Origin of the sequence: Kocuria sabuli (genome assembly GCF_040981185.1) — a bacterium.
Classification (GTDB): Bacteria; Actinomycetota; Actinomycetes; order Actinomycetales; family Micrococcaceae; genus Kocuria; species Kocuria sabuli.
Map to the genome: position 1 here is coordinate 146,962 of NZ_JAVHZE010000002.1, position 25,212 is coordinate 172,173.

23 protein-coding genes are annotated in these 25,212 nt (G+C 74.4%); 15 read left to right on the top strand and 8 right to left on the bottom strand.

The window, feature by feature from the left end; translation table 11 throughout:
* Positions 1–2: 2 nt before the first annotated feature.
* A complete protein-coding gene (locus tag RE027_RS02940; RefSeq protein WP_368806741.1) occupies positions 3–659 on the bottom strand; it encodes a PH domain-containing protein in 657 nt (218 codons plus the stop codon).
* Between the two features lie 2 nt (positions 660–661).
* Complete coding sequence (locus RE027_RS02945) at positions 662–1,546, bottom strand: biotin--[acetyl-CoA-carboxylase] ligase (RefSeq protein WP_368806742.1); 885 nt, start codon at positions 1,544–1,546, stop codon at positions 662–664.
* Between the two features lie 176 nt (positions 1,547–1,722).
* On the opposite strand from RE027_RS02945, the gene RE027_RS02950 reads away from it, so the two are divergent.
* The 7 genes from RE027_RS02950 to exaC all read left to right on the top strand — a co-directional run bounded on the left by RE027_RS02950 (position 1,723) and on the right by exaC (position 10,421).
* Positions 1,723–2,025: a YciI family protein gene (locus tag RE027_RS02950; RefSeq protein WP_368806743.1), complete on the top strand. Its 303-nt coding sequence runs from the start codon at positions 1,723–1,725 to the stop codon at positions 2,023–2,025.
* A gap of 150 nt (positions 2,026–2,175) precedes the next feature.
* Positions 2,176–3,759 (top strand): acyl-CoA carboxylase subunit beta, encoded by a 1,584-nt coding sequence (locus tag RE027_RS02955; RefSeq protein ID WP_368806744.1) that lies wholly within the window; start codon positions 2,176–2,178, stop codon positions 3,757–3,759.
* Positions 3,756–3,986 (top strand): acyl-CoA carboxylase subunit epsilon, encoded by a 231-nt coding sequence (locus RE027_RS02960; protein ID WP_368806745.1) that lies wholly within the window; start codon positions 3,756–3,758, stop codon positions 3,984–3,986. The genes RE027_RS02955 and RE027_RS02960 overlap by 4 nt, the downstream gene beginning before the upstream one ends.
* A 107-nt stretch (positions 3,987–4,093) precedes the next feature.
* A complete protein-coding gene (locus RE027_RS02965) occupies positions 4,094–5,845 on the top strand; it encodes a DUF885 domain-containing protein (RefSeq protein WP_368806746.1) in 1,752 nt (583 codons plus the stop codon).
* 68 nt (positions 5,846–5,913) lie between these two features.
* On the top strand, positions 5,914–7,311 hold the full coding sequence (locus tag RE027_RS02970) for a dicarboxylate/amino acid:cation symporter (RefSeq protein ID WP_368806747.1): 1,398 nt from the start codon (positions 5,914–5,916) through the stop codon (positions 7,309–7,311).
* Between the two features lie 150 nt (positions 7,312–7,461).
* Positions 7,462–8,679, top strand: coding sequence for a sigma-54-dependent transcriptional regulator family protein (locus RE027_RS02975; protein WP_368806748.1), 1,218 nt, complete (start codon positions 7,462–7,464; stop codon positions 8,677–8,679).
* 194 nt (positions 8,680–8,873) lie between these two features.
* Positions 8,874–10,421, top strand: a complete 1,548-nt coding sequence (exaC, locus tag RE027_RS02980) for an acetaldehyde dehydrogenase ExaC (RefSeq protein ID WP_368806749.1) — start codon at positions 8,874–8,876, stop codon at positions 10,419–10,421.
* 83 nt (positions 10,422–10,504) lie between these two features.
* On the opposite strand, the gene RE027_RS02985 is transcribed toward exaC, so the two are convergent.
* The 4 genes from RE027_RS02985 to RE027_RS03000 form a co-directional block, all read right to left on the bottom strand.
* Positions 10,505–12,061, bottom strand: a complete 1,557-nt coding sequence (locus RE027_RS02985; protein ID WP_368806750.1) for a hypothetical protein — start codon at positions 12,059–12,061, stop codon at positions 10,505–10,507.
* Between the two features lie 94 nt (positions 12,062–12,155).
* Positions 12,156–12,371, bottom strand: a complete 216-nt coding sequence (locus tag RE027_RS02990) for a hypothetical protein (protein ID WP_368806751.1) — start codon at positions 12,369–12,371, stop codon at positions 12,156–12,158.
* Between the two features lie 50 nt (positions 12,372–12,421).
* Positions 12,422–12,619 carry a hypothetical protein gene (locus RE027_RS02995; RefSeq protein WP_368806752.1) on the bottom strand — a complete coding sequence of 66 codons (198 nt, stop codon included), beginning with the start codon at positions 12,617–12,619 and terminating at the stop codon, positions 12,422–12,424.
* Positions 12,620–12,691: 72 nt separating this feature from the next.
* Positions 12,692–12,898, bottom strand: coding sequence for a hypothetical protein (locus RE027_RS03000; RefSeq protein ID WP_368806753.1), 207 nt, complete (start codon positions 12,896–12,898; stop codon positions 12,692–12,694).
* A gap of 346 nt (positions 12,899–13,244) precedes the next feature.
* Here RE027_RS03000 and RE027_RS03005 point away from each other — a divergent pair, with 346 nt between their 5' ends.
* The 6 genes from RE027_RS03005 (at position 13,245) to RE027_RS03030 (ending at position 19,672) form a co-directional block, all read left to right on the top strand.
* Complete coding sequence (locus tag RE027_RS03005; protein WP_368806754.1) at positions 13,245–14,006, top strand: AfsR/SARP family transcriptional regulator; 762 nt, start codon at positions 13,245–13,247, stop codon at positions 14,004–14,006.
* A gap of 54 nt (positions 14,007–14,060) precedes the next feature.
* A complete protein-coding gene (locus tag RE027_RS03010; protein ID WP_368806755.1) occupies positions 14,061–14,696 on the top strand; it encodes a Maf family protein in 636 nt (211 codons plus the stop codon).
* Positions 14,697–14,822: 126 nt separating this feature from the next.
* On the top strand, positions 14,823–16,616 hold the full coding sequence (locus RE027_RS03015) for an acetyl/propionyl/methylcrotonyl-CoA carboxylase subunit alpha (RefSeq protein ID WP_368806756.1): 1,794 nt from the start codon (positions 14,823–14,825) through the stop codon (positions 16,614–16,616).
* A 22-nt stretch (positions 16,617–16,638) separates the two neighbouring features.
* The gene (locus RE027_RS03020) at positions 16,639–17,445 is read left to right on the top strand and encodes a thioesterase II family protein (protein WP_368806757.1); all 807 of its coding nucleotides are present in this window, start codon (positions 16,639–16,641) and stop codon (positions 17,443–17,445) included.
* A gap of 24 nt (positions 17,446–17,469) precedes the next feature.
* On the top strand, positions 17,470–18,180 hold the full coding sequence (locus tag RE027_RS03025; RefSeq protein ID WP_368806758.1) for a 4'-phosphopantetheinyl transferase family protein: 711 nt from the start codon (positions 17,470–17,472) through the stop codon (positions 18,178–18,180).
* Between the two features lie 79 nt (positions 18,181–18,259).
* A complete protein-coding gene (locus RE027_RS03030) occupies positions 18,260–19,672 on the top strand; it encodes an MFS transporter (RefSeq protein WP_368806759.1) in 1,413 nt (470 codons plus the stop codon).
* Between the two features lie 74 nt (positions 19,673–19,746).
* Here the strand turns inward: RE027_RS03030 and RE027_RS03035 are convergent, their stop codons facing one another.
* Positions 19,747–21,168, bottom strand: coding sequence for an NAD(P)H-quinone dehydrogenase (locus tag RE027_RS03035; RefSeq protein ID WP_368806760.1), 1,422 nt, complete (start codon positions 21,166–21,168; stop codon positions 19,747–19,749).
* A 96-nt stretch (positions 21,169–21,264) separates the two neighbouring features.
* Between RE027_RS03035 and RE027_RS03040 the strand changes: the two genes are divergently transcribed.
* A complete protein-coding gene (locus RE027_RS03040; protein WP_368806761.1) occupies positions 21,265–22,086 on the top strand; it encodes a purine-nucleoside phosphorylase in 822 nt (273 codons plus the stop codon).
* 70 nt (positions 22,087–22,156) lie between these two features.
* Positions 22,157–23,908 carry a phospho-sugar mutase gene (locus RE027_RS03045; RefSeq protein ID WP_368806762.1) on the top strand — a complete coding sequence of 584 codons (1,752 nt, stop codon included), beginning with the start codon at positions 22,157–22,159 and terminating at the stop codon, positions 23,906–23,908.
* Positions 23,909–23,929: 21 nt separating this feature from the next.
* Here the strand turns inward: RE027_RS03045 and RE027_RS03050 are convergent, their stop codons facing one another.
* Entirely contained in the window at positions 23,930–25,198 is a 1,269-nt protein-coding gene (locus RE027_RS03050; protein ID WP_368806763.1) for a heparan-alpha-glucosaminide N-acetyltransferase domain-containing protein, read from the bottom strand.
* Positions 25,199–25,212 lie beyond the last annotated feature (14 nt).

A 25,212-nucleotide genomic window follows, 5' to 3' on the forward strand; every position in this document is an offset into this window, starting at 1 on the left:
CGTCACTCCTGTTCCTGGGGGACGGTCCGCCGCCCCCACGGTCGGCGCGAGGGGGCGGACGGGTCCGGGCGTGGTGCCACGACCGCGTCCGGCTCCACTCTAGTGGGACGCCGCTCACGCGCATCCCCGGCGGATCCGGGCCCGCCCGCGCGCCGCTCGTCGGCGGCCCGCCGGACCAGCTCGGCCAGCCGGTGCGCCTCCGGGGCGTGCTCCAGCCGCAGCCCGCCGAGGGGCCCGAAGTCGGCCACCACCCGCCCGTCGCGCCGGCCCAGGGACGGGCCCCGGGCCCGCTCGACGCCGACCCGGTGCAGCCGCTCCAGCGGCAGCGCCACGTCCTGCCGGCCCCCGCCGGGCCGCTGGAGGACGAGGTGGCGGGTGGTGAGCACGTAGCGGGTGCGCCACCAGCGCAGCAGGGGGCGCAGGCAGCTGCGCAGCACCACCCAGCCGGCCACCACGAGCAGGGCGAGGTCCAGTCCGGCGTGCACCGTGGTCCACGGCTCCGCCACGGGACGCCAGCGCAGCTCGAGCGCCCGCTGGGCCAGCGAGAGCGCGAAGACGGTGAGCAGCAGCACGAGGAAGGGGCGCAGCAGCCGCACGCCGTGCGCCCGCGTGGCGACGAGCACCCGCTCGCCGGGCTGCAGGACGGGCCGGGCGGGCACGCTCAGGCCCTCCCGGGGGCGCCCGGGGCCGGTCGCAGGTGCACGACGTCCCCGGCCGTCACCTCGTGCTCCGCGCCGGCGCCGTCGCGCAGGAGCAGGCCGCCGTGCGGACCGAGCCCCACTGCCGTGCCGGTGACGGGGTCGTGGCCGCCGGGCAGCTCGGCGCGCACGGAGCGCCCGAGGGTCTCCGTGCGCTCGGCGACCAGGCGGCGCAGCGGCCCGCCGGGTCCCGTGGCGGCGGCCGGATCGGCGCAGAGCTGCCGGTAGAGGGGCACGAAGGCGCCCAGCACGGCCACGAGGACGTCCGAGCGCCCGACGTCGTGGCCGGTGGCCCGGCGCACGGACGTGGCCGTGGCCACGGGCAGCTCGTCCTGGGACACGTTGATCCCCGTGCCCAGGACCACGGCGGGCGGCCGGTCCGGGTCCAGGACCAGGCCCGCGAGCAGGCCCGCGAGCTTGCGCCCGTCGACGAGCACGTCGTTGGGCCACTTGATCCGCGCCCCCGCGCCCGCCAGGCGGTCGAGGGCCTCGACCACGGCGGCGGCCATCAGCAGCGTGAGCCACGGGAAGTACTGGGTGGGCACCGCCCGGCCGCGCCCGTCGGCCGGGCGCAGCAGGACGCTGAAGGTCAGGGCGGTGCCGGGCTCGGTGGTCCACACCCGGTCCAGCCGGCCGCGCCCGGCGCTCTGGTGGCCGGTCAGCACGAGGGACAGGTCCGTCCACGGCCGGGCCGGCTCCGTGCCGCGCGCCTGCCGGGTGACGGCGGCCGTCAGGTGCTCGTTGGTGGAGCCGACCTCGTCGAGCACCTCGATCCGCCCCGTGCCCAGCTCCTGCAGGGCGGCGAGCACGGCGGGGGCGCGCAGGTCGGCGGCGCGGGGGTCGGGCACGGTTCTCCTCGGGTCGGTGGTCTCCGGCGGCGCCGGACGGCCGGTGCTGTGCGCCCGGGCACCGTCCGCGTAGTGTCGGATGACGTCCACAGTAATAGCCGCGCTCCCCGGGAACCGCCCGGGTGCACCGCCGCCCGGCCGGGCGGCGGAGCGCGGCACGACCCACAGGAGCCATCGTGAGCGCAGCCGAGAACCGCACGACGTTCGCCGTCACCTACGTCTACGGCGGCCCGGCCGACGTCCTGGCCGCGCGCCGGCCCGAGCACCGCGAGTACCTGGGCGGGCTCGTGGCGCAGGGCCACCTGCTGGCCTCCGGGCCGTACGGCGACGACGGCCCGGCCGGGGCGCTGCTGGTCTTCACCGCCGAGGACGCGGGCGAGGTCGAGCGGCTCACCGACGAGGACCCGCTGGTGCGCCACGGCGTGGTCACCGAGCGGACCGTCCGGCCCTGGAAGGTGGTCCTGGGCCGCGTCGGCTGAGCGCCGCGCGGCGCCCCCCGCGCCGTTTTTGTAGGACTTCTACAACGGGGGGTGCCGCGCGCGCGGACTAGAGTGAGCAGGACCCCTGGCCGCCCCGGACCGGGCCACCGCACCCGGCAGGCACGGCCGCGTACCAGACCACGAGGTGCCATGACCCACGACCTGACGACCACCGCCGGCAAGATCGCCGACTTCCACGACCGCCGGGCCCGCTCCGAGGCCCCTGCGGGCCGGGCGGCGATCGACAAGCAGCACGCCCGCGGCAAGAACACGGCCCGCGAGCGCGTCGAGCTGCTCCTGGACGAGGGCTCGTTCGTGGAGTTCGACGCCCTGGCCACCCACCGCTCGACCGCCTTCGGCATGGAGTCCAAGAAGCTGCCCGGGGACGGCGTCGTCAGCGGGTACGGCACGGTGGACGGGCGCCTGGTGGCCGTCTACTCCCAGGACTTCGCGGTCTTCGGCGGCTCCCTGTCCCAGGTCAACGGCGAGAAGATCGTCAAGGTGCAGAAGTTCGCGCTGCGCAACGGCTGCCCGGTCGTCGGGATCAACGACGGCGGCGGGGCCCGGATCCAGGAGGGCGTGGCCTCCCTGGCCATGTTCGCCGACATTTTCAACATGAACGTCCGCTCCTCCGGGGTGGTCCCGCAGATCTCGCTGATCATGGGCCCGTGCGCGGGCGGGGCGGCCTACTCCCCCGCCCTGACCGACTTCATCGTGATGGTGGACAAGACCTCGCACATGTTCATCACCGGCCCCGACGTCATCCGGACGGTCACGGGCGAGTCGGTGGACATGGAGACCCTCGGCGGGGCGCGCCAGCACAACGCGACCACGGGCACGGCCACCTATCTCGCCGAGGACGAGCAGGACGCCTTCGACTTCGTGCACGAGCTGCTGGAGTTCCTCCCGGCCAACAACCTGCAGGAGGCGCCGCTGCTGGACCACGACCAGGAGGACGAGGTCACGGACCTCGACGCCGCCCTGGACACGCTGGTGCCTGACTCCGCCAACCAGCCCTACGACATGCGCGCGGTGATCGAGGCCGTCGTCGACGACGGGCACTTCCTGGAGATGCAGGCGCTCTACGCCCCCAACGTGATGATCGGCTACGCCCGGATCGAGGGGCACACCGTGGGGATCGTGGCCAACCAGCCCATGCAGTACGCCGGCACGCTCGACATCGCCGCCTCCGAGAAGGCCGCCCGGTTCGTGCGCCACTGCGACGCGTTCAACGTCCCGATCCTCACCCTGGTGGACGTGCCCGGCTTCCTGCCCGGCACCGACCAGGAGTTCAACGGCATCATCCGGCGCGGGGCGAAGCTGCTCTACGCCTACGCCGAGGCGACCGTCCCGCTGGTCACCCTGATCACCCGCAAGGCCTACGGCGGGGCGTACATCGTGATGGGCTCCAAGAAGCTCGGCGCGGACGTCAACCTCGCCTGGCCCACCGCCCAGATCGGCGTGATGGGCGCCCAGGGCGCCGTGGAGATCCTCTACCGCCGGGACCTCAAGGCCGCGGCGGACGGCGGCGAGGACGTCGAGGCCCTGCGCGCCGAGCTCGTGCAGAAGTACGAGGAGAGCCTGCTCAACCCGTACCAGGCCGCCGAGCTCGGCTACGTGGACGCGGTGATCTCCCCCTCCGAGACCCGGGTCCAGGTGCTCAAGGCCCTGCGGGCGCTGCGCGACAAGCGCGCCACGATGCCCGCCAAGAAGCACGGGAACATCCCGCTGTGAGCGCCCCCGAGCCCGTCGAGGGCGCCCCGGCGCTGCGCTTCGTGGCCGGCAGCCCGACCCCGGAGGAGGTCGCCGCCGTCACGGCGGTCCTGCTCGCCCGTGCCGAGGAGGGCGACGCCTCCGGCAGGGGCGGCCCGGGCCGGCGGGACCAGTTCCGCCGGATGCGGCTGGGTCTGCGCCTGCGCCCCGGCCGCGGCGCGTGGCGGCGCTCCAAGCCGGAGGAGTGAGCCCGGCGGGGTGAGCCGGGAGGAGTGAGCCCGGATCGGCGAGCCCGGCACCGCGGCGGCCGCCGGGGCGCCCGGTCCGGTCGGCGCCCGGCGCTACTGTGGCGTGCATGAGCACACCACGGCCCGACGCCACGTCCGCCGCCGGATCCGGACCGGCCCCCCTGCCGCCGCTCGGCACCGGGCTCCGCGAGTCCACGGCCGTGGACGCCGTGGCCGAGCGCTGGTTCCGGCGGGCCATGGAGCTGGACCCGGCCCAGGCCACCGTGCACGGCTTCCGCGGCAGCGGGACCGAGTACCGCGACTTCGGCCCCGAGGGCCTGGAGGCCCGCGCCGAGGCCGTGCGCGCGTCGCTGGCCGAGCTCACCGGCGTGGCCCCCGTGGACGACGTGGACCGGATCACCGCGCACGCGCTGCGCGAGCGGCTGGGCCTGGACCTGTGCCTGCACGAGGAGGGGCTGCGGGGCTGGGAGGTCAACAACATCTCCTGCCCGGTCCAGGAGATCCGGGACGTGTTCGACGACCTGCCCCGGCACACCCCCGAGGACTGGGCACAGATCGCCGGGCGGCTGCGCAGCGTGCCGGGGGCCGTGGACTCCTACGTGCGGGGCCTGCGGTACGCCCGGGCCCGGGGCCGCTGCGCCTCCGTGGTGCAGCTGCGCAGCGCCGCCCGCCAGTGCGGCGGCTACGCGGCGGAGCACGGCTTCTTCGCCCGGCTGGCCCGCGGCCCGCGCGTCCCCGAGGGGCTGCGCCGGGAGGTCGGGGAGGCGTCCGCGGCGGCGCGGCGCGCCTACCTCGACCTCGCCCGGGTGCTGGGCGAGGAGCTCGCCGCGGACGCCCCGCGCTCGGACGCGGTGGGCCCGGACGTGTACGCGCTGCGCCTGCAGGAGTTCCTGGGCGCGGTCCTGGACCCGGCCGCGGTCTACGCGTGGGGCGTGGAGCAGCTGCGGGCGGTCGTGACGGAGCAGGAGGTCCTCGCCGGGCGGATCGCCCCCGGGGCCACGGTGGCCCAGGCCATGGCGGCCCTCGACGCCGACCCGGCCCGGCAGCTGCACGGCACCGACGCCCTGCAGGCCTGGATGCAGGAGCTCTCCGACGCCGCCGTGGACGCGCTCGCAGGGACCCACTTCGAGCTGACGGAGCCGATGCGCCGGCTGGAGTGCCGGATCGCGCCCACCCACGACGGCGGCATCTGGTACTCGATGCCCAGCGCGGACTTCTCCCGCCCCGGGCGCATGTGGTGGTCCGTCCCCGAGGGCACGAGGACCTTCACCACGTGGGAGGAGACCACGACCGTGTACCACGAGGGCGTCCCGGGACACCACCTGCAGTTCTCGACGGCGCTCGCCAACTCCGGGGAGCTCAACCGGTGGCGGCGCATGGGCGTTTGGGTCTCCGGGCACGGTGAGGGGTGGGCCCTGTACGCCGAACGGCTCATGGACGAGCTGGGCCACCTCCAGGACCCCGGGGCCCGGATGGGGATGCTCGACGCCCAGCGGCTGCGGGCGGCGCGGGTGGTCTTCGACGTCGGCTTCCACTGCGGGTACCGGATCCCCCGGGAGCTCGGCGACGCCCTCGGCGGGGCCCGCCCCGGTGAGGTGTGGACGCCCGAGGACGGCTGGCGGTTCCTGCGCTCGAACATCGTGATGCAGGACCCCATGCTGCGCTTCGAGTGGCTGCGCTACATGGGCTGGCCCGGCCAGGCGCCGTCCTACAAGGTCGGCCAGCAGCTGTGGGAGCAGGCGCGGGACAGCGCCCGCACCGCCGCCGGCCCCGGCTTCCGGCTCAAGGACTTCCACTCGCGGGCCCTCCGGCTCGGCTCGGTGGGCCTGGACACCTTGGCATACGCCCTGAGCCTGTGATGAACCCCACCTGACCTGCGCGTCATCGGATCTCGACGTGGTACGGTCCGCCGCCGTACCGTAGGAACATGATTTCCGCAGAAAGCAATCGACGCCTGCCCCGGTGGACGACCTCCTTCGGGCCGCAGATCGTGATCGCCCTCCTCCTGGGCGTGGTGCTGGGCACCCTCGCCGACACCCTCGGCGGCGACCCCGACACGGACCCGAACTGGCTCATGACCGCCCTGGACACCATCGGCACGAGCTACGTGAACCTGCTCAAGGCCGCCGTGGTCCCCCTCATCGTGACCGCGGTGATCTCCTCGATCGCCAATCTGCGGGAGGTCTCCAACGCCGCCCGCCTGGCCTGGAAGACCCTGCTGTGGTTCGGCATCACCGCCCTGATCGCGGTGACGGTCGGGCTCGTCCTGGGCCTCGTCGTCCAGCCGGGCGCCGGCACGGGCGCCGCCGCCCCCGCCGAGCAGTACTCGGGGACCCAGGGGTCCTGGCTGGCCTTCCTCACGGGCCTGGTGCCCGCCAACTTCCTGGGCCTGCAGGTCTCCTCCTCCGTGGTGGACCCGGAGACCGTCCAGACGGCCCTCGGCTTCAACGTGCTGCAGGTGCTCGTGGTCTCGGCGGCCGTCGGCATCGCCGCCCTGAAGGTGGGCGCGCCCGCCGAGCCCTTCCTCGCCGTGGTCCGCGCCGCGCTGGCCGTGGTGCAGAAGGTCGTCTGGTGGATCATCCGCCTGGCCCCGCTGGGCACCCTGGGCCTGATCGGCCGGGCCGTGTTCGAGTACGGCTGGACCTCGATGGGCGGGCTGCTGGCCTTCGTCGCCACCGTCTACGCCGGGCTGCTGATCGTCGCGTTCGTGGTCTACCCGGTGCTGGTCAAGGCGCACGGGCTCTCCGTGAAGCAGTACTTCTCCGGCGTGTGGCCGGCCGTGCAGCTGGGCTTCGTCTCCCGCTCCTCGGTGGGCACCATGCCCCTGACCCAGCGCGTCACCGAGCGCAACCTCGGTGTGCCCCGGGCCTACGCCTCCTTCGCCGTGCCGCTGGGCGCCACCACGAAGATGGACGGCTGCGCCGCGGTCTACCCGGCGATCGCCGCCCTGTTCGTCGCCCAGTTCTACGGGATCGACCTCGACGTCACCCACTACGTGCTGATCGCCCTGGTGTCCGTGCTGGGCTCCGCCGCGACCGCCGGCACCACCGGCGCCACCGTGATGCTCACCCTGACCCTGTCCACCCTGGGCCTGCCGCTCGACGGCGTGGGGCTCCTGCTGGCGGTGGACCCGATCGTCGACATGGGCCGCACCGCGCTCAACGTGGCCGGACAGGCCCTGGTGCCCACGATCGTGGCGCGCCGCGAGGGCCTGCTGGACCGGGCGCTCTACGACGCCCCGCGCACCGGGGACCCGTTCGTGCCCGAGGCCCCGGCCGACGGCGCGGCACCGGCCGAGACGGCCGCGGTGGGCACCGCCCGCTGACCGGCCCGGCCCGCCCGAGGGGCGGGGAACTGGTGGAGTGCCCGTCGCATTCCGGCAGTTCCCCGCCCCTCGTTCTTCGTGGACGCGTCCCGGGCTACGCTGGGCACCGGCACGAGACCTGGGTCACGGCATCGAGCGGGGGTGGAGCGCGTGGGCGCAGCGGCGGAGGGCCCGACGCCGGACCCGCTGCTGCGGATGTCCTGGGCGCGCTCGCTGGACCACCTGGCCGCACCCGAGCGCTGCGCCCCGCGCGTGGTGCTGGACCGCGCCGACCTCCGGGACGCCGGCGCGCCGCTGCGGGCGCTGCTGCCGGTGCTGGACGAGCTGCTCACCCCCCTGGCCGAGGACACGGGTCTCGTGGTGGCGGTCACCGACCCCTGCGGGGTGCTGCTGCGCGTCCGGGGCAGCGCGCAGACCCGGCGGCGCGCGGAGGCCATGGGCTTCGTCGAGGGCGCCGACTGGTCCGAGCTCGCCGTGGGGACCAACGCCCCGGGCACGGCCCTGGTGCTGCGCCGGGCCGTCACCGTGCGCCGGGAGCAGCACTTCTACCCCGAGGCCCGGCCGTGGTCGTGCACCGCGGCCCCGCTGCTGCACCCGGTCACCGGAGAGCTGCTCGGGGCGGTGGACCTCACCGGTGGGGACGCCGCCGCCGGCCCCGCCACCCGGGCCCTGATCGGTGCCGCGGTGCGCGCCGCCCGGGCCGAGCTGGCCCTGGCCCTGCGCCGCGAGCCGCCGCCCCGTCCGGGGGCGCCCGCAGCACGGATCCTCGCACCGGCCGCCTCCGCGCCGCCCGCCCTGCTGCGCGTGCTCGGCGACGCCCCGCCGGCGCTGGTCCTGGCGGGGCAGCCCCTGGAGCTGACCGAGCGCCACGCCGAGATCCTGCTGGCGCTCTCCCGCGCCGGGTCGGGGCTGAGCACCGCGGAGCTCTCGGAACAGCTGTGGGCCGGCCGTGCCCGGGAGACCACGGTGCGGGCCGAGGTGCTGCGCCTGCGGCGGCTGCTGGAGCCCCGGGGCGGGCCCTCGATCACCTCCCGCCCCTACCGGCTCCCCGCCGCCCTGCCCTCGGACGCGGGGCGGGTGCTCGAGCTGCTCGCCAGGGGCTCGCACCGGCGGGCGCTGCGGGAGTACCCCGGCGCGCTGCTGCCGCACTCCGAGGCCCCGGAGGTCGTGGTGCTGCGCCACCGCCTGTCCCGGCTGCTGCGCGAGGCCGTCCTGACCGACGGGTCCGCCGATGCCGTGCGCCAGTACCTGGCCCTGCCCGAGGCCGCCGACGACGCCGAGGCGTGGGCCCTGCTGCTGCGCCTCCTGCCGGCCCGCTCCCCCGCCCGCGCCCGGGCGGTGCTCGAGCTGGAGCGGCTGCGCGACTGAGCCGCCGCTCCACCGGACCCCGGGCCGCCGAGCGGACCGGGGCGCCGAGCGGACCGGGGCGCCGGCCCGGCCGCTGCCCCGGGGTGCGTGCAACGTCCGTGCAACCCGCCTGGGCGTAGCGTGACAGGTGTCACACCGGGTGCGGGAGGACCGTCCGCACCCGCCGCACCGTCCCGCACAAGGAGCAGGCCACCATGACCGTTGATACCCAGTCCCTCACCACCGTCTACGCGCAGCCGGGCACCGAGGGCTCGAAGGTCACCTTCAAGCCCCGCTACGAGCACTGGATCGGCGGCGAGTGGGTGCCGCCCGTCAAGGGCCGGTACTTCGAGAACATCTCCCCGGTCAACGGCAAGCCCTTCACCGAGGTGGCCCGCGGCACCGCCGAGGACATCGACGCGGCGCTGGACGCCGCCTGGGCCGCCGCCCCGGCCTGGGGGAGGACGCCCGTGGCGGAGCGGGCGCTGGTGCTGCACCGCATCGCCGACCGGATGGAGCAGAACCTGGAGATGCTCGCCGTGGCCGAGACCTGGGACAACGGCAAGCCGGTCCGCGAGAGCGTCAACGCGGACATCGCCCTGGCCGTCGACCACTTCCGGTACTTCGCCGGGGCGATCCGCGCCCAGGAGGGCACCCTCTCCCAGCTCGACGACAACACCACGTCCTACCACTTCCACGAGCCCCTCGGGGTGGTCGGGCAGATCATTCCCTGGAACTTCCCGATCCTGATGGGCGTGTGGAAGCTGGCCCCGGCGCTGGCGGCGGGCAACGCCGTCGTCCTCAAGCCCGCCGAGCAGACCCCGGCCTCGATCATGGTGCTCATGGAGCTCATCGGCGACCTGCTGCCCCCCGGCGTGGTCAACGTGGTCAACGGCTTCGGCGTGGAGGCCGGCAAGCCGCTCGCCTCGAGCCCGCGGATCCGCAAGATCGCGTTCACCGGCGAGACCACCACCGGCCGGCTCATCATGCAGTACGCGTCCCAGAACATCATCCCGGTGACCCTGGAGCTGGGCGGGAAGTCCCCCAACATCTTCTTCGAGGACGTCGCCGCCGCCCAGGACGCCTTCTACGACAAGGCCCTCGAGGGCTTCGCGTTCTTCGCCCTCAACCAGGGCGAGGTCTGCACCTGCCCCTCCCGGGCCCTGATCCAGGAGGGGATCTACGACCGGCTGCTGGGCGACGGCGTCGAGCGCGTGAAGGGCATGGTCCAGGGCAACCCGCTGGACCTCACCACCCAGGTCGGCGCGCAGGCGTCCAACGACCAGCTGCAGAAGATCCTGTCCTACATCGACATCGGCAAGCAGGAGGGCGCGAAGGTCCTCGTGGGCGGTGAGCGCAACGTCCTGGACGGCGACCTCGCGGAGGGCTTCTACGTCGCCCCCACGGTGTTCGAGGGCGAGAACTCGATGCGCATCTTCCAGGAGGAGATCTTCGGGCCGGTGCTGTCCGTGACCCGGTTCTCCGGCTACGCCGACGCGATCACCACCGCCAACGACACCCTCTACGGCCTGGGCGCCGGGGTGTGGGCCCGCAGCGGCAACCTCGCCTACCGCGCGGGCCGGGACATCCAGGCCGGGCGCGTGTGGGTGAACCAGTACCACAACTACCCCGCCCACTCGGCCTTCGGCGGCTACAAGTCCTCCGGCATCGGCCGCGAGAACCACCTGATGATGCTGGACCACTACCAGCAGACCAAGAACCTGCTGGTCTCCTACTCCGAGGACGCCCAGGGCTTCTTCTAGGCCGGGGGCTCCCGAGGTGCCGCGTTCCGCCGGAACGCGGCACCTCGCCGCACGGGTGACCGGCCGATGCGCCAGGGCCCGGCCTACGCCGGGTCGCCGCCGGCCGGCCGCGCCGCCGCCGAGACCCTGCCGGGAACGGGCACGGCGTTGCGGCTGGGCCACTCCAGGGGCAGCGCGGGGGCGGGCCACACACGGTGCCGCGGTGGCGTCAGCCGCGGCGGCAGGGGCACCGTGCGGTGCCGCGGGGCCGGCCGTGGCGGCTTCCGGCCCCGCGGCGGGCGCTGCTGCGCCGGCGGCCGGGCCGGGACGGCCCGGGGCGGCGTGCGCTCGGGCAGCCACCGCGCGGCGAGCTTGCGGCCCAGGAGCAGCAGCATCCGGCTCAGCCGGTGCAGCAGCACGGTCAGGCCGAGCAGCGGCAGCACCAGCAGCACGATGGACAGCACCGCCAGGACGAACTCCGCCGGAGCGGTGTCGAGCCAGGCCCGGGACGCGAGCGCGGCGTGCTGCCGCACGGAGTCGGCCGCCGTGCCGAGGATGAGCGGAAGGCTGGCCAGGATCCAGACCAGGGCGAGGAGCAGGGTGGGGACGACCGTGACCACCCAGACGGTCACGATCCACCGGGCGGCGGGCTTCATCTCGGTCACGAGCGGGTGGGTGGGCCGTCCCGGGAGCAGACCGGAGAGCACCGGCCGCACCCGGGCGAACAGGTCCGGCACCCCGGCCAGGTCGGCCAGCACGTAGTAGCCGTCGAAGCGCAGCGTGGGGATCAGCTGCTGGACCATCTCGACCTGCATGATCACGACCACGAGCAGCAGGAGGCCGTGACCGGTGATCAGGTAGGCCGCGCCGGCGGCGAGCAGGCACAGGACGTTGAAGTACAGCCCGCCGAGGTCCACGCGCAGCCGGCCGGACCGGCCCAGCCGGTAGGCGTCGGTGACGTTGGTGAAGAAGGCGGGGAAGACGATGTAGATGCCGAAGCCGATCACGCCGGGGCGGGCGCCCCCGTAGCGGCACGCCGTGGCGTGGCCCAGCTCGTGCACCAGCGCCCCGAGCGTCAGCAGGGCGTACAGGCCCAGCAGCAGCACCGGGACCTGCAGCACCTGCTGCACGGCGTCCACGAGCCCGCCGCGCATCAGCAGCACCACGTCGAGCGCCACGAGGGCGGCCACGGCCACGGCCACGACCGCCGGGTGGAAGAGCGGACGCAGCGCTCCCGCCAGGACGTTGACGGGGCGCTCCGGGAGGATGGTCCCGCGGAAGCGCAGGGACAGCAGCGGGTTCGCGCGGGGGTGCTGGACCCCCTCCTCGGACGGTGCCCCGGTGTCCGCGACGAGACCCAGCGGGCACAGCGTCCGGCGGACCAGCTGCTGGAGGCCCTCGGGGGTCAGCCGCCGGCCGTAGGCCTGGGAGACGTCCTCGGCGACGTCCTGCGGGTCCCGGCCCGGGGAGAGCTCCTGCACCACCAGGTGGAGCAGCTCGGAGACCTGGAGCAGCTGGCCGTCCCCGCGCTTGATCAGGTAGGTGGGGTCCACCAGGCCGGAGCCGGTGGCCGCGCCGAGCAGCTGTACGCCGTCGGCCCGGGCCCACCGCGGGGCCGGGCCGGCGGGGGACGCCGGGGCGGGTTCGATGTCGGTGGTCATGCTCGCCTCACTCGGGCCGGGACGGACAGCGGGTCCGGCAACGCCCGGCGCCACCGGGTGGGGCGGCGCCGGGCGTTGCCGGGGAACGTCAGCGCTACTGCGAGACGTTGATGTACTGATCGGCGTAGCTCTCGGCCGACGAGTCCACGGTCGCAGCGTTCACGGCCTGCGAGACGTTCTCGGCGCTGACCGCGGCCAGTGTCGCCTGGACGTCGAGGAAGACGTCGAGGCTGTTCATCCACAGGGTCTCGCGGGCCGGCAGCAGCTCCGCGCGCTGGGTTCCCAGCTCGTCGAAGGTCACTTCGTTCATGGTGTTTCACCCCCTCCCGATTCCCGTTCCGGGTCGGCGACGTCAGGACGTCAGCCGATCACCGAACTGAGGTCCTGCTCGGCCGCCGAGGAGGCGATCGAGTCGATGGTCGCGGCGTTGATCGCGAACGACAGATTGACGCCCACCACCGGTGCCACGTTGATGTTGATGCACAGCGTCTCCCGGTCCGGGAGCAGCTCGGCACGCTGGCCGGCGAGCTCGTCCGGCCCCAGGATGTCTCCTGCCATGGTCCTCACCTCTCCGCTGGGCCCGGCACCACCGGCAACGGTGGTGCCGGGCGCGTCCAGCTGTCCTGACGGCTACTGCTCGACGTTGATGGTCTGCACGGCCTCGCTGTACGCGTCGGAGTCCTCCGTGAGGACGTTGAGCGCCTGCGAGGCGTTGCTCGCCTCGACCAGCGCTGCCGTGAAGTCGAAGTAGGCCTCGATCGAGGTGTAGAGCGTCTCGCGTGCGGGCAGCAGCTCCGCGCGCTGGACCTCCAGCTCACCGAAAGTGACTTCGTTCATGGTGATTCACCTCCTCCCGTCGGTCTCGGTCAACTCGTCCGGCTATGACGATCAGGAGTCAACACGGGCCGCCGTCACGGCACCGTCCCCACGTCGTCGCGACACCGTCCTTCTCGCGTTAAATTCTTGTCTTCCACTGTTTGCGCACCGGAACGGACGGCGAAGCGGTGCCAGGCGACCAGGAAACCGGCAGGCGCCTCACCGAGTACTCCGTGGTAGTCACTTCCAATTCGTTCACATGGGACCTCCCACCTGTCGGCCGGCCTCCGCGTCCCCCACCATGAGAGCAGGCGGCACGGCCGTCGGCGCAGGCCGTGCGCCGGTCGAGGGGCAACAGGGGGATCAGATGACATTGCTGGAGACACTGGAACGGCACCATCCCCGCGGGGACGGGACCCCCTCGACGACTCCGCCCCGGACCGGCGCATGGCGCCTGCAGCTGCTGGGCACCTGGGCGCTGCACTGCGACGGCGTGGCCGTGCAGGTGCCGCACCGTGCGCAGCGCCTGCTCACGGCGCTGGCGCTGCTGGATCCCCGGCCGCGGTCCTACCTGGCGGGCCAGCTGTGGCCCGACAGCACGGAGGAGCAGGCCGCGGGGAACCTGCGCAACTGCATCTGGAAGATCTCGCACCTCTTCCCGGACCTGCTGGACCGGCAGAAGGACCCGGTGCTGCTCCGGCGCGACGTCGTGGTCGACGTGCACCTGCTGACGGCGGTGTTCGACCCGGCGGGCGCCTTTCCCGACCCGCCCTACACCAAGGAGTCGATCGAGCTGCTCGGCAAGGCGGAGCTGCTCCCCGGCTGGTACGACGACTGGCTGCTGCACGACCAGGAGCGGACCCGGCAGCTCCGGGTCCGCGCGCTGGAGCGGATGGCCGAGCTGAGCCTCGCCGCGGGCCACGCCGCCACGGCTGTCGACGCCGCGCTGGCCGCCGCCGCGATCGAGCCCCTCCGCGAGAGCGCCCACCGCCTGCTGATGCAGGGACACCTCGCGGCGGGCAACAGGGCCAGCGCGCACCGCGTGTACGACCGGCTGCACTGCCGCCTCGGCGAGGAGCTTGGCATCCTGCCCTCGCCCGAGCTGAAGAGCCTCATCGCCAGCCCCTGAGCACCCGGCCCTCCCGGGACCCGACGCCGCCCGGCGCGTGCGTATCCTGGAGCGGTGACTCCCCGCCTCGTCCTCGCCTCGCGCTCCCCCGCCCGCACCAAGCTGCTGGCCGACGCCGGGATCGCCCACGACCGGCTCGTCTCCGACGTCGACGAGGACGCCGTGGTCCGCGAGCGCGGCGTGACGGCGCCCGAGGAGACCGCGATGGTGCTGGCCCGCGCCAAGGCCGAGGCGGTGGCCGCGCTCCCGGCGGCGGCCGGCGCCCTCGTCGTCGGCTGCGACTCGGTCTTCGAGCTCGACGGGGAGGTGCACGGCAAGCCCCTCGACGCGGCGACGGCCACGGCCCGGATCCGCGCGATGCGCGGGCGCTCCGGGGTGCTCCACACCGGCCACTGGCTGGTGGACACCCGGGCCGCGGCGGACGGCGGCACCGGCTTCAGCGGCGGTGCGCCCGCCGGGGCCGAGGTGTTCTTCGCGCAGATGTCCGACGACGAGGTCGACGCCTACGTGGCCACCGGCGAGCCCCTGGAGGTCGCCGGGTCCTTCACCATCGACTCCCTGGGCGCGGCGTTCGTGGAGCGGGTGGAGGGCGACGTGCACGCCGTCGTCGGACTGAGCCTCAGCACCCTGCGCACGCTGCTCGCCCGGGCGGGCGTGGGCATCCCCGAGCTATGGGCGGCCCACCGCTGAGCGGAGTCCGGGCTTTGTAGGAGTCCTACAGAAACTCCGCCGCATTTCCGGCCTGCCGCCGGGCGGTTGGGCGATTGACGACGGCGGGGAATACAGTGCATCCGAGGATTCGACAAGGAGTGAGACGTGACCCCTAACAGCCCCGCGGACGGCGCCATCCGCCCCATCACCAAGGTGCTCGTGGCCAACCGCGGCGAGATCGCGGTGCGCGTGATCCGTGCCGCCCGGGACGAGGGCATCGCCTCCGTGGCCGTGTACGCCGACCCCGACCGCGACGCCGTGCACGCGCGCACGGCCGACGAGGCCTACGGGCTGGGCGGCAGCACCGCCGCGGACTCCTACCTGGTGGTCGAGAAGCTCCTCGACGTCGCCGCCCGCTCGGGCGCCGACGCCGTGCACCCGGGCTACGGCTTCCTCTCCGAGAACGCCGACTTCGCGATGGCCGTGCTCGAGGCCGGCCTGACGTGGATCGGCCCGCCGCCGGCGGCGATCGCCAAGCTCGGCGACAAGGTCGCCGCCCGGCACATCGCCGAGAAGGTGAACGCCCCGCAGGTGCCCGGCACCACCGACCCGGTCGGCTCCGCCGAGGAGGTGCTCGCGTTCGCCGACGAGCACGGCCTGCCCCTGGCGATCAAGGCCGCATTCGGCGGCGGCGGGCGCGGGATCAAGGTGGTCCGGGACCGCGCCGACATCCCGGAGCTCTACGAGTCCGCCGTCCGCGAGGCCACGGCCGCGTTCGGGCGCGGCGAGTGCTTCGTCGAGCGCTTCCTCGACGCCCCGCGGCACGTGGAGACCCAGTGCCTCGCGGACGCCCACGGCAACGTGGTGGTCGTCTCCACCCGCGACTGCTCCCTGCAGCGGCGCAACCAGAAGCTCGTGGAGGAGGCCCCTGCCCCCTTCCTCTCCGAGGAGCAGAACCGCCTGCTCTACGACTCCTCGAAGGCCATCCTCCGGGAGGCGGGCTACCAGGGCGCGGGCACCTGCGAGTTCCTCGTGGGCCGCGACGGCACCATCACGTTCCTGGAGGTCAACACCCGCCTGCAGGTCGAGCACCCGGTGTCCGAGGAGGTCACGGGCATCGACCTGGTGCGGGAGCAGTTCCGCCTGGCCCGCGGGGAGGCCCTCGGCTACGACGACCCGCAGGTCCGGGGCCACTCCATCGAGTTCCGGATCAACGGCGAGGACCCCGGGCGGCACTTCATGCCCTCCCCCGGCAGCATCACCGCCCTCGACCTGCCGGGCGGGCCCGGCGTGCGCGTGGACTCCGGCGTGCAGGCCGGCGAGACCGTCGGGGGGAACTTCGACTCGATGCTGGCCAAGCTGATCGTCACCGGGGCCACCCGGCAGCAGGCCCTCGAACGCTCCCGCCGCGCTCTGGACGAGCTGCGGATCGAGGGGATGCCCACCGTGGTGCCCTTCCACCGCGCGGTCGTCGCCGACCCCGCGTTCGCCCCGGCGGACGGCTCCCCGTTCTCGGTGCACACGCGGTGGATCGAGACCGAGTTCCGGAACACCATCCCGCCGTTCGAGGGCGTCCCGCAGACGGCGCCGGAGGCGGGGGAGCGCCAGGCGATCGTCGTGGAGGTCTCCGGCAAGCGCCTCGAGGTGGTCCTGCCCGCCCTCCCCGGCACGGCCAAGCCCAACGGCAGCGCGGCCAAGACCCGCAAGTCCCGGTCCTCGCGCGGGGGCTCCGCCGCCGCGGCGAGCGGCGACGGCCTGAGCTCCCCGATGCAGGGCACCATCGTGAAGATCGCGGTGGACAACGGCGACGAGGTCGCCGAGGGGGACCTCGTGCTCGTGCTCGAGGCCATGAAGATGGAGCAGCCGCTGACCGCGCACAGGTCCGGCACGGTCTCGGGGTTGTCCGTCAACCCGGGGGACACCGTCTCCGCCGGCACCGTCCTGGCCGTCATCTCCTGAGCGCCGCGGCCCGGAGTCCCCGATGAGCACCCGACCGGCGCCCGGGCGCTGCCTCGTGGACCTCTCGGCGCAGGACCGGCTGCGCGGCGGCGCCTCCGGGCGGACGCCCCGGCTGCGGGTGCTGTGCTGCCCGCCCGCGGGCGCGGCCGCCGGCTACTGGCGCTTCCTGGTCCGCGACGACGTCCACGTGTTCGGCGTGCAGTACCCGGGCCGGGAGTCCCGCTTCCGGGAGCCGGCGGCCGCCTCGATCGACGTCCTCGCCCGGGAGGCGGCCGAGGCCGCCGCCGCGTGGGCGCCCTCCTCCGTGCCCCTGGTGGTGCTGGGCCACAGCATGGGCGCCGCCGTCGCGGCCGAGCTCGCATCCCTCCTCGAGCACCGGCACGGGGCGCGGGTGGCGCTGCTGGTGCTGTCCGCCAAGGCGGCCCCGGGTGTCGTGGACGACGACGAGCTGCTCCGGGGGGGCCTGGACCCGCACGACCCCCGGGCGGACGACGCCCTGGTCCGGTGGCTGCGCGGGCTCGGCGGCACCCCCGAGGCGGTGCTGGAGAACCCGGAGCTGCTGGCGCTGCTGCTGCCCGTCCTGCGCGCGGACCTGCGCGCCTCGGCCGCCCACGACAGGCTCCCGGTGCCCGTCCGGGCGCCCCTGCTGCTGCTGCGCGGCACGGAGGACGCCGGCGTGGACGCCGCCGGCATGGCGGCCTGGCGAGCGGTCAGCACGGGCCCGGTGCACCGGCGCGAGTACCCGGGCGGCCACCACCCCCTGGCCGACCACCGGGACCGCCTGCTCGCCGACCTCGAGGCGTGCGCGGCGGCCGGCGGGCCGCGGTGAGGACCGGCCCGTGAGCGCCCCGCGGTGACGGCCGCCCCGGCGCCGCGCTGGGAGACCCTCGAGGCACCCCGGCGGGCCCGCGACGTCGCCCTCGTCCGGGCCCGCCTGCCCGAGCTCGTGCCGTGGGCCCGCACGGTCGAGGACGACTGGCTCGACCCGGCGGAGCGGGCGCGGCGCGACGGCTACCGGCGCCCGGAGGACCGCGAGGCGTTCCTCGCCCGCCGCTGCCTGCTGCGCGCCGTCCTGGCGGAGCGGCTCGGCACGGAGCCGGCCGCGGTGCCGCTGGGCCCGGCCCCGGGTGCGGCCGGGCGGCGGGGCAAGCCCGCGGTGCCCGGACTGCACTTCTCCCTGTCCTCGGCCGGCGGGCAGGTGCTGCTCGCCACCGCGGCGCGGGAGCTCGGCCTCGACGTGGAGCGGGTCCCCGACTCGACCGGGGCCGAGCAGATGTCCCGGATCCTGCACCCGGCCGAGCGGCGCCGGCTCGCCTGGACGCTCCGGAGCCGGCGCCCCGCCGTCGTCGCGCGGGTGTGGGCGCGCAAGGAGTCGCTGCTCAAGGCCCTGGGCACGGGGCTGTCCCGCGACCCGTCGCTGGACCGCGTGGGGACCGGCCGCTTCCCCGCCCGGCCGCTGCCCGGCTGGCGCGTCCTCGATCTCGATCTCGGCCCGGACGGCCGGGAGCTCCGGGCCGCCCTGACCGTCCAGGAGCTGCGCCCCTCCGCTTGTTCCACGATGTGAGATGGGAAACCCACGATGCGGACCACGGCACTACCATCGGAGCTTTGATCCCAGCCGCTGCGACTACTGAGGTGTCCCCATGTCCTCTCCGGTGACCGGGCAGGGCGCCACCGGCGCGCCCTCCCCCTCGCTCCCCCCGTCCGCCCGCGTGCCCCGCAGCCGGGTCATCCTGGCCTCCCTCGTGGGCACGACCATCGAGTTCTACGACTTCTACGTCTACGCCACCGCCGCCGTGGCGGTGTTCCCCGCCCTGTTCTTCACGGGCGAGGACGAGACGGCGAAGCTCCTCGCGTCCATGGCGACCTTCGCCGCCGCGTTCGTGGCCCGTCCCATCGGCTCCGTGATCTTCGGGCACTTCGGCGATCGGATCGGGCGCAAGGCCACCCTGATCGGCGCGCTGCTGACCATGGGCATCGCCACCTTCCTCATCGGCCTGCTGCCGACCTACTACTCGATCGGCATCTGGGCCCCGCTCATCCTGACGATCCTGCGCTTCTGCCAGGGCCTCGGCCTGGGCGGCGAGTGGTCCGGCGCCGCGCTGCTGGCCACCGAGTACGCCGAGGAGGGCAAGCGGGCGCGCGCCGCCATGTGGCCCCAGCTGGGCGCGCCGTTCGGCTTCATCCTGGCCAACGGCTTCTTCCTGCTGCTGACCATCGTGATGGGCTTCGTCTCGGTCGCCGAGCAGGGCACCGACCACCCGTTCCTCACGTGGGGCTGGCGCGTCCCGTTCCTCGCCTCCGTGGTCATGGTGGTCGTCGGCCTGTACGTGCGGTTCAAGCTCGAGGAGACCCCGGTCTTCCAGAAGGCCCTGGACCAGGGCGAGAAGGTCCAGACCCCGCTCGTGGAGGCCTTCCGGGGCTCGTGGCTGCAGATGATCCAGGGCACGTTCATCATGCTCGCCACCTACATGCTGTTCTACCTGATGACCGCGTGGATCCTCTCCTACGGCATCGGCAGCCCCGCCAACGGCGGCCTCGGCATCCCCTACCGCGACTTCCTGGTGCTGCAGCTGCTCGCCGTGCTCCTGTTCGCCGCGATGGTGCCCGTCTCCGGGTGGGTCGCCGACCGCTTCGGCCGGCGCAGCTCGCAGCTGGTGATCACCTCGGTGATCCTGCTCTTCGGGCTGAGCTTCGGGCTGCTCATGGACCCGGCCGCGGTCGGGACCGGGGAGGCCGTCAGCACGACCCGCGTGCTGTTCTTCCTCGCCGTCGGCATGACCCTGATGGGTCTGACCTTCGGCTCGATGTCCGCGATCCTGCCCGAGCTGTTCCCCACGAACGTGCGCTACACCGGCTCCGGCGTCGCGTACAACACGGCGTCGATCCTCGGTGCCGCCATCACCCCGTACGTCGCCGTGACGCTCAACGCGAGCTACGGAGTGGGCTCCGTCGGGCTCTACCTGGCGTTCGGCGCGGTGCTGACCCTCGTCGCGCTCTGGTTCTCCCCGGAGACCAAGGACGTCGACATGGAGAACGTGGTCACCCGCCGCTGACCCGTTCGCCCCCACACGCCCGAGGGCCCCGATCCTGTCCAGGATCGGGGCCCTCAGGCGTGTGGGGCCAGGACTCAGACGTGCACGTGCAGGCGCCGGGCGGCCTCCGAGATCGAGCCCGTGAGGGACGGGTAGATCGTGAAGGTGTCGGCGAGGTCGTCGACGTGCAGCTTGTGCGTGACGGCCAGCGAGATCGGGAAGATCAGCTCGGACGCGCGGGGGCCCACGACGACGCCGCCGATCACGGTGCCGGAGCCCTTGCGGGAGAAGATCTTCACGAACCCGTCCTCGACCGCCATCATCTTGGCGCGGGGGTTGGTGGAGAGCTTGAGCATGATCGTGTCGGCCTGGTAGGTGCCGTCCTCGATCGCCTTCTCGCTCACGCCCACGGAGGCGATCTCGGGGGAGGTGAAGATGTTGGAGGCGACCAGGTGGGTGCGCAGCGGCTTCACGGCGTCACCCATGAGGTGGGCCACGGCGATCCGGCCCTGCATGGCGGCCACCGACGCGAGCGGGAGCACCCCCGTGCAGTCGCCCACGGCGTAGACGCCCGGCACGGTGGTGCGGGAGACGCCGTCGACCTTAATGTGCCCGGAGTCGGCGCGGGCCACCCCGACCTCGTCCAGGCCGAGGTCGTCGGTCGCGGGGATCGCGCCGACCGCCACCAGGCAGTGCGAGCCGGCGACCTTGCGCCCGTCGGAGAGGGTGACCACCACGCCCTTCTCGCTGCGCTCCACGGCGTCGGCGCGGGAGCGGTTGAGCACGTTCATCCCGCGGCGCTCGAAGACGTTCTCGAGGACGCCGGCGGCGTCCTGGTCCTCCCCGGGCAGCACCTGGTCCCGGGAGGAGATCAGGGTGACCTCGGCGCCGAGGCCCCGGTAGGCCGAGGCGAACTCGGCGCCCGTGACGCCCGAGCCGACCACGATCATGTGCTCCGGGACCTCCCGCAGGTGGTAGACCTGCTTCCAGTTGAAGATCCGCTCCCCGTCCGGCTTGGCGCTGGGCAGCTCCCGCGGGGTCGACCCGACGGCCAGCAGCACGGCCTGCGCGTCGAGGGTGTACTCCAGTCCGTCGTCGGTGGTGACCCCCACGCAGGTGGGGCTGAGCAGCCGGCCCCGGCCCGAGATCACCCGCACCCCCACGCGCTCGAGGCCGCGCTTGATGTCCCGCGACTGGGAGGCGGCCAGGCGCAGCAGACGGGTGTTGACCTTGTCCAGGTCCACGGCGAGGTCGTTGATCTCGTTGCCGTCCTTGCTGCCGCGCACGTGCACGCCCAGGTCGGCGGCCTCGGCGAAGCGGGTCATGGCGTCCGCGGAGGCGATGAGGGTCTTGGAGGGGACCACGTCCGTCAGCACGGCGGACCCGCCCAGGCCCTGCTGTTCGACGATCGTCACTTCCGCGCCGAGGCTGGCCGCGACCAGGGCGGCCTCGTACCCGCCGGGACCGCCGCCGATGATGACGAGCTTCTGGATGGAGAATTCGCTGTGTGCAGTCACCCGGCCATTGTTGCAGGTGCCACCGTGCCGGGGAACCGCCGGCGGACCCGGGACCGGGCGCCGGCCGGTCGGCGGCCATGCGGTAGTTTTGGGCGGGTGGACACAGAGCACAGCACCTCCCGCACCGACCCCTTCGAGCTCGCCCGGGAGGCCGCGGACGCCCTCCGCCGGGCCACCGGCGTCGACGCCCACGACATCGCCCTGACCCTCGGCTCCGGGTGGGGGCAGGCGGCCGAGCTGATCGGCGAGACCGTCGCCGAGATCCCCGCCGCCGAGATCCCGGGCTTCACCCGGCCCGCCCTCGAGGGCCACGTCGGCACGCTGCGCTCCGTGCGCACCCCCGCCGGCAAGCACGCCCTGGTGATCGGTGCCCGCACCCACTACTACGAGGGCCGGGGCGTGCGCTCCGTGGTCCACGGCGTGCGCACCGCGGCCGCCGCCGGTGCCACCACCATGATCCTGACCAACGGCTGCGGCGGGCTGAACCCGTCCTGGGGCCCCGGCACCCCGGTGCTGATCAGCGACCACCTCAACCTCACCGGCCGCTCCCCGCTCGAGGGCGCCACGTTCGTGGACCTCACGGACCTCTACTCCCCGCGGCTGCGCGAGCTCGCCCGCCAGGTGGACCCGGGCCTGGACGAGGGCGTCTACGCCCAGTTCCCCGGCCCGCACTACGAGACGCCCGCGGAGGTGCGGATGGCCGGGGTCCTCGGCGCCGACCTGGTGGGCATGTCCACCGCCCTGGAGGCCATCGCCGCCCGGCACGCGGGGATGGAGGTCTTCGGCATCTCCCTGGTGACCAACCAGGCCGCCGGGATCTCCGCGACCGCCCTGTCCCACACGGAGGTCATCGAGGCCGGGCAGGCCGCCGGCCCCCGGATCTCGCAGCTGCTGGCCCGCATCGTCGACCGGCTCTGACCGGACCCCGCCGGGGCCGCGACCCCGCCCCGGCACGCCGCGCACCGGACCCGCACCAGGAGAGCACCCCATGACCACCGCCCCCCGTACCGAGCCCGAGCTCCTCGACGCCGCGCGCGCCTGGGCGGCCGACGACCCGGACCCCGCCACCCGCGACGAGCTGACCGCGCTCACCGCGCGGGCCGCGGCCGGCGACGACGCGGCCCGCGCGGACCTGGCCGACCGCTTCGCGGGGACCCTGCAGTTCGGCACCGCCGGGCTGCGGGCCGCCCTCGGCGCCGGGCCGATGCGGATGAACCGCGTGGTGGTGCTGCGCGCGGCCGCCGGGCTGGCCGCCCACGTCCTGGCCACCGCCGGCGACCCGACCGCCGACGACCCCGGGACCGGGGCGGACGGACGCCCCCTACGGGCCGTGGTCGGCTACGACGCCCGGCACGACTCCGACGTCTTCGCCCGCGACACGGCCGCGGTGTTCACCGCGGCCGGCATCGAGACGCTGCTGATGCCCTCGGCCCTGCCCACCCCCGTGCTCGCGTGGGCCGTGCGGGCCTTCGAGGCCGAGGTGGGCGTGATGGTCACCGCCAGCCACAACCCGCCCGCCGACAACGGGTACAAGGTCTACCTCGGCGGCCGCACCGTGGCGCCGGAGGCCCGGGGCTGCCAGATCGTGGCGCCGCACGACCGGCTGATCGCCGAGCGGATCGCGGCCGCCGGCCCCGTGGCCGGGATCCCCCGGGCCGGGTCCGGGTGGACCGTCCTGCCCGGGACGGTCGAGGAGGACTACCTCCGCGCGGTGCTCCCGGCGCCCGCGCGGACCGCACGGGCCCTGCGGCTCGTGCTCACCCCGATGCACGGGGTCGGCGGCCGCACCGCCGCGCAGGCGCTGCGGCGCGCCGGCTTCGCCGACGTCCACGTGGTCGCCGAGCAGGCCGAGCCCGATCCCGACTTCCCCACGGTCGCGTTCCCCAATCCCGAGGAGCCCGGCGCCCTGGACCTGGCGCTGGAGGCGGCCCGGGCCCGGGACGCCGACCTCGTGCTGGCCAACGACCCCGACGCGGACCGGGTGGCCGTGGCCGTCCCGGAGCCCGGCGGCGCGGGAGCCGGCTGGCGGATGCTGCGCGGCGACGAGGTCGGCGCGCTGCTGGGTCACGCCGCGGCGGCCCGGTGCGCCGGCCGCGGCGACGCCGTGCTCGCCAACTCCATCGTCTCCTCCCGCCTGCTCGGGCGGATCGCCGCCGCGGCCGGGCTCGCCCACCAGGAGACCCTGACCGGGTTCAAGTGGATCGCCCGCGTGCCGGGCCTGGCCTACGGCTACGAGGAGGCGCTGGGCTACTGCGTGGCGCCCGAGGTGGTCCGGGACAAGGACGGGATCAGCGCCGCCGTGGCGGTGGCGGTGCTGGCCGACGAGCTGCGGGCGCAGGGGCGCACGCTCCAGGACGTGCTGGACGAGCTGGCCGTGGCGCACGGTCTGCACGCGACCGACCAGCTGAGCATCCGAGTGGCCGACCTCGGCCGCATCCCGGCGATGAGCGCGGCCCTGCGGGACGCCCCGCCCACGGCACTGGGCGGCTCGGAGGTCGTGCAGGTGGAGGACCTCACCTCCCCGGCCACCGGGCTGCCGCCCACGGAGGGGCTGCGCCTGCTCACCCGCGACGGCACCCGGGTGATCGTGCGCCCCTCCGGGACCGAGCCCAAGCTCAAGTGCTACCTGGAGGTCGTGGCCCCGGTGCCGGAGCGGGCGGCCCTGCCGGCCGCGCGGGCGGCGGCCACGGAGCAGCTCGCCCGGATCCGGCGCGAGCTCAGGACCGCCCTGGGCGTCTGAGCCCGGATCCCGCCGGGCGCGTCAGCGGGCGACGGGGGCCCGGGGCGCCGTCCCGTCCCCGCCCCGGGCCAGCACCCGGCGGGCGATGGCCTTCGTGCTCGCCGAGACGAGCTTCTCCAGCGGCCCCTGGCCGATGCTGCGCTGCCAGAGCACGGCCACCAGCACGAACGCGAGGATCTGGCCCCAGAACCAGAGGTAGGGCGCGTCCCAGAACAGCTCGAGCCACATGACGAGCAGGTGGCTCACGTACAGGGTGAACGTCATGGCGCCCATGGCCGCCAGCGGGGTCAGCCCCCGGTCCACGGCTCGGGGCAGCAGCAGGAACAGCCCCAGCGCGCTCGCTGCCAGGCCGAGGCTCAGGAGGAGCGAGAACGGCGTGTTGGAGTGCGCGCCGGGAACGAGCAGCCACCACAGGGTCGTGGTCGGCAGCTCCGGGTCGGCGCCGTAGGCGATGACCTCGCCGATCTCCGACTCGCTCATCCAAGGGGTGGCCGCGGCGATGGCCTCCCGGCCGCCCAGGCTCAGCGCGACCGTGGCGAGCCCCCAGGCCGCGAGGGCGAGAACGGCGCCCACCGCGGCCAGGCCGGCCTGCACGCGCCGGTCCGCCAGGTCCATCCGGCCGATCGCGATCCCGGCGCACACGAACGTCATCCACGGCAGGGCCGGGTAGGTGCCGGTCAGCAGGAGGTGGGCCAGGACGCTCCCCGGTTCCGTCACGAGGTCCAGCAGGCTCGGATTGCTGAACTCGTGGGCCGGCAGACGGTCCAGGGACCACTGCATGAGGAAGGGCGCGAGCACGGCGAACAGCGCGGCGCTCAGCAGGAGGTGCCGGATCCGCAGGCCGAGGAACGGCAGGGCCAGCAGGAAGAACACCCCGTAGTAGACGAGGATGTTGTGCCAGGGCAGCACCAGGAAGCCCAGCAGGAACCCGATCAGGGCGATGATGGCGGCGCGGCCCACCTGGGCCCACCGGGAGGCGGTCCGTCGCCGCCCCGTGTACGGGGTGCGCCCGCCCGTGGTGAAGGCCAGGCTCACCCCGGCCAGCGTGGCGAACAGGGCGGAGGCGTGCCCCCCGAACAGGGTCAGGGCCAGGGTCGGCTCCCCCTCCTCGCTGAACCAGGGCAGGGTGTGCACCGCGATCATGCCGAACAGGGCGAACCCGCGGGCGGCGTCGACGCCGGCGATCCGCCGGGACGGGGCACGGCCGCGCACCGCGGCGCCCCCAGTCCGGTCGGTGCGGGCACCGGCGTCCGTGCCGGCCCCTGCCGGAGGCGTTCGTTCTGCGGTCATGCGGCTCCCCCACG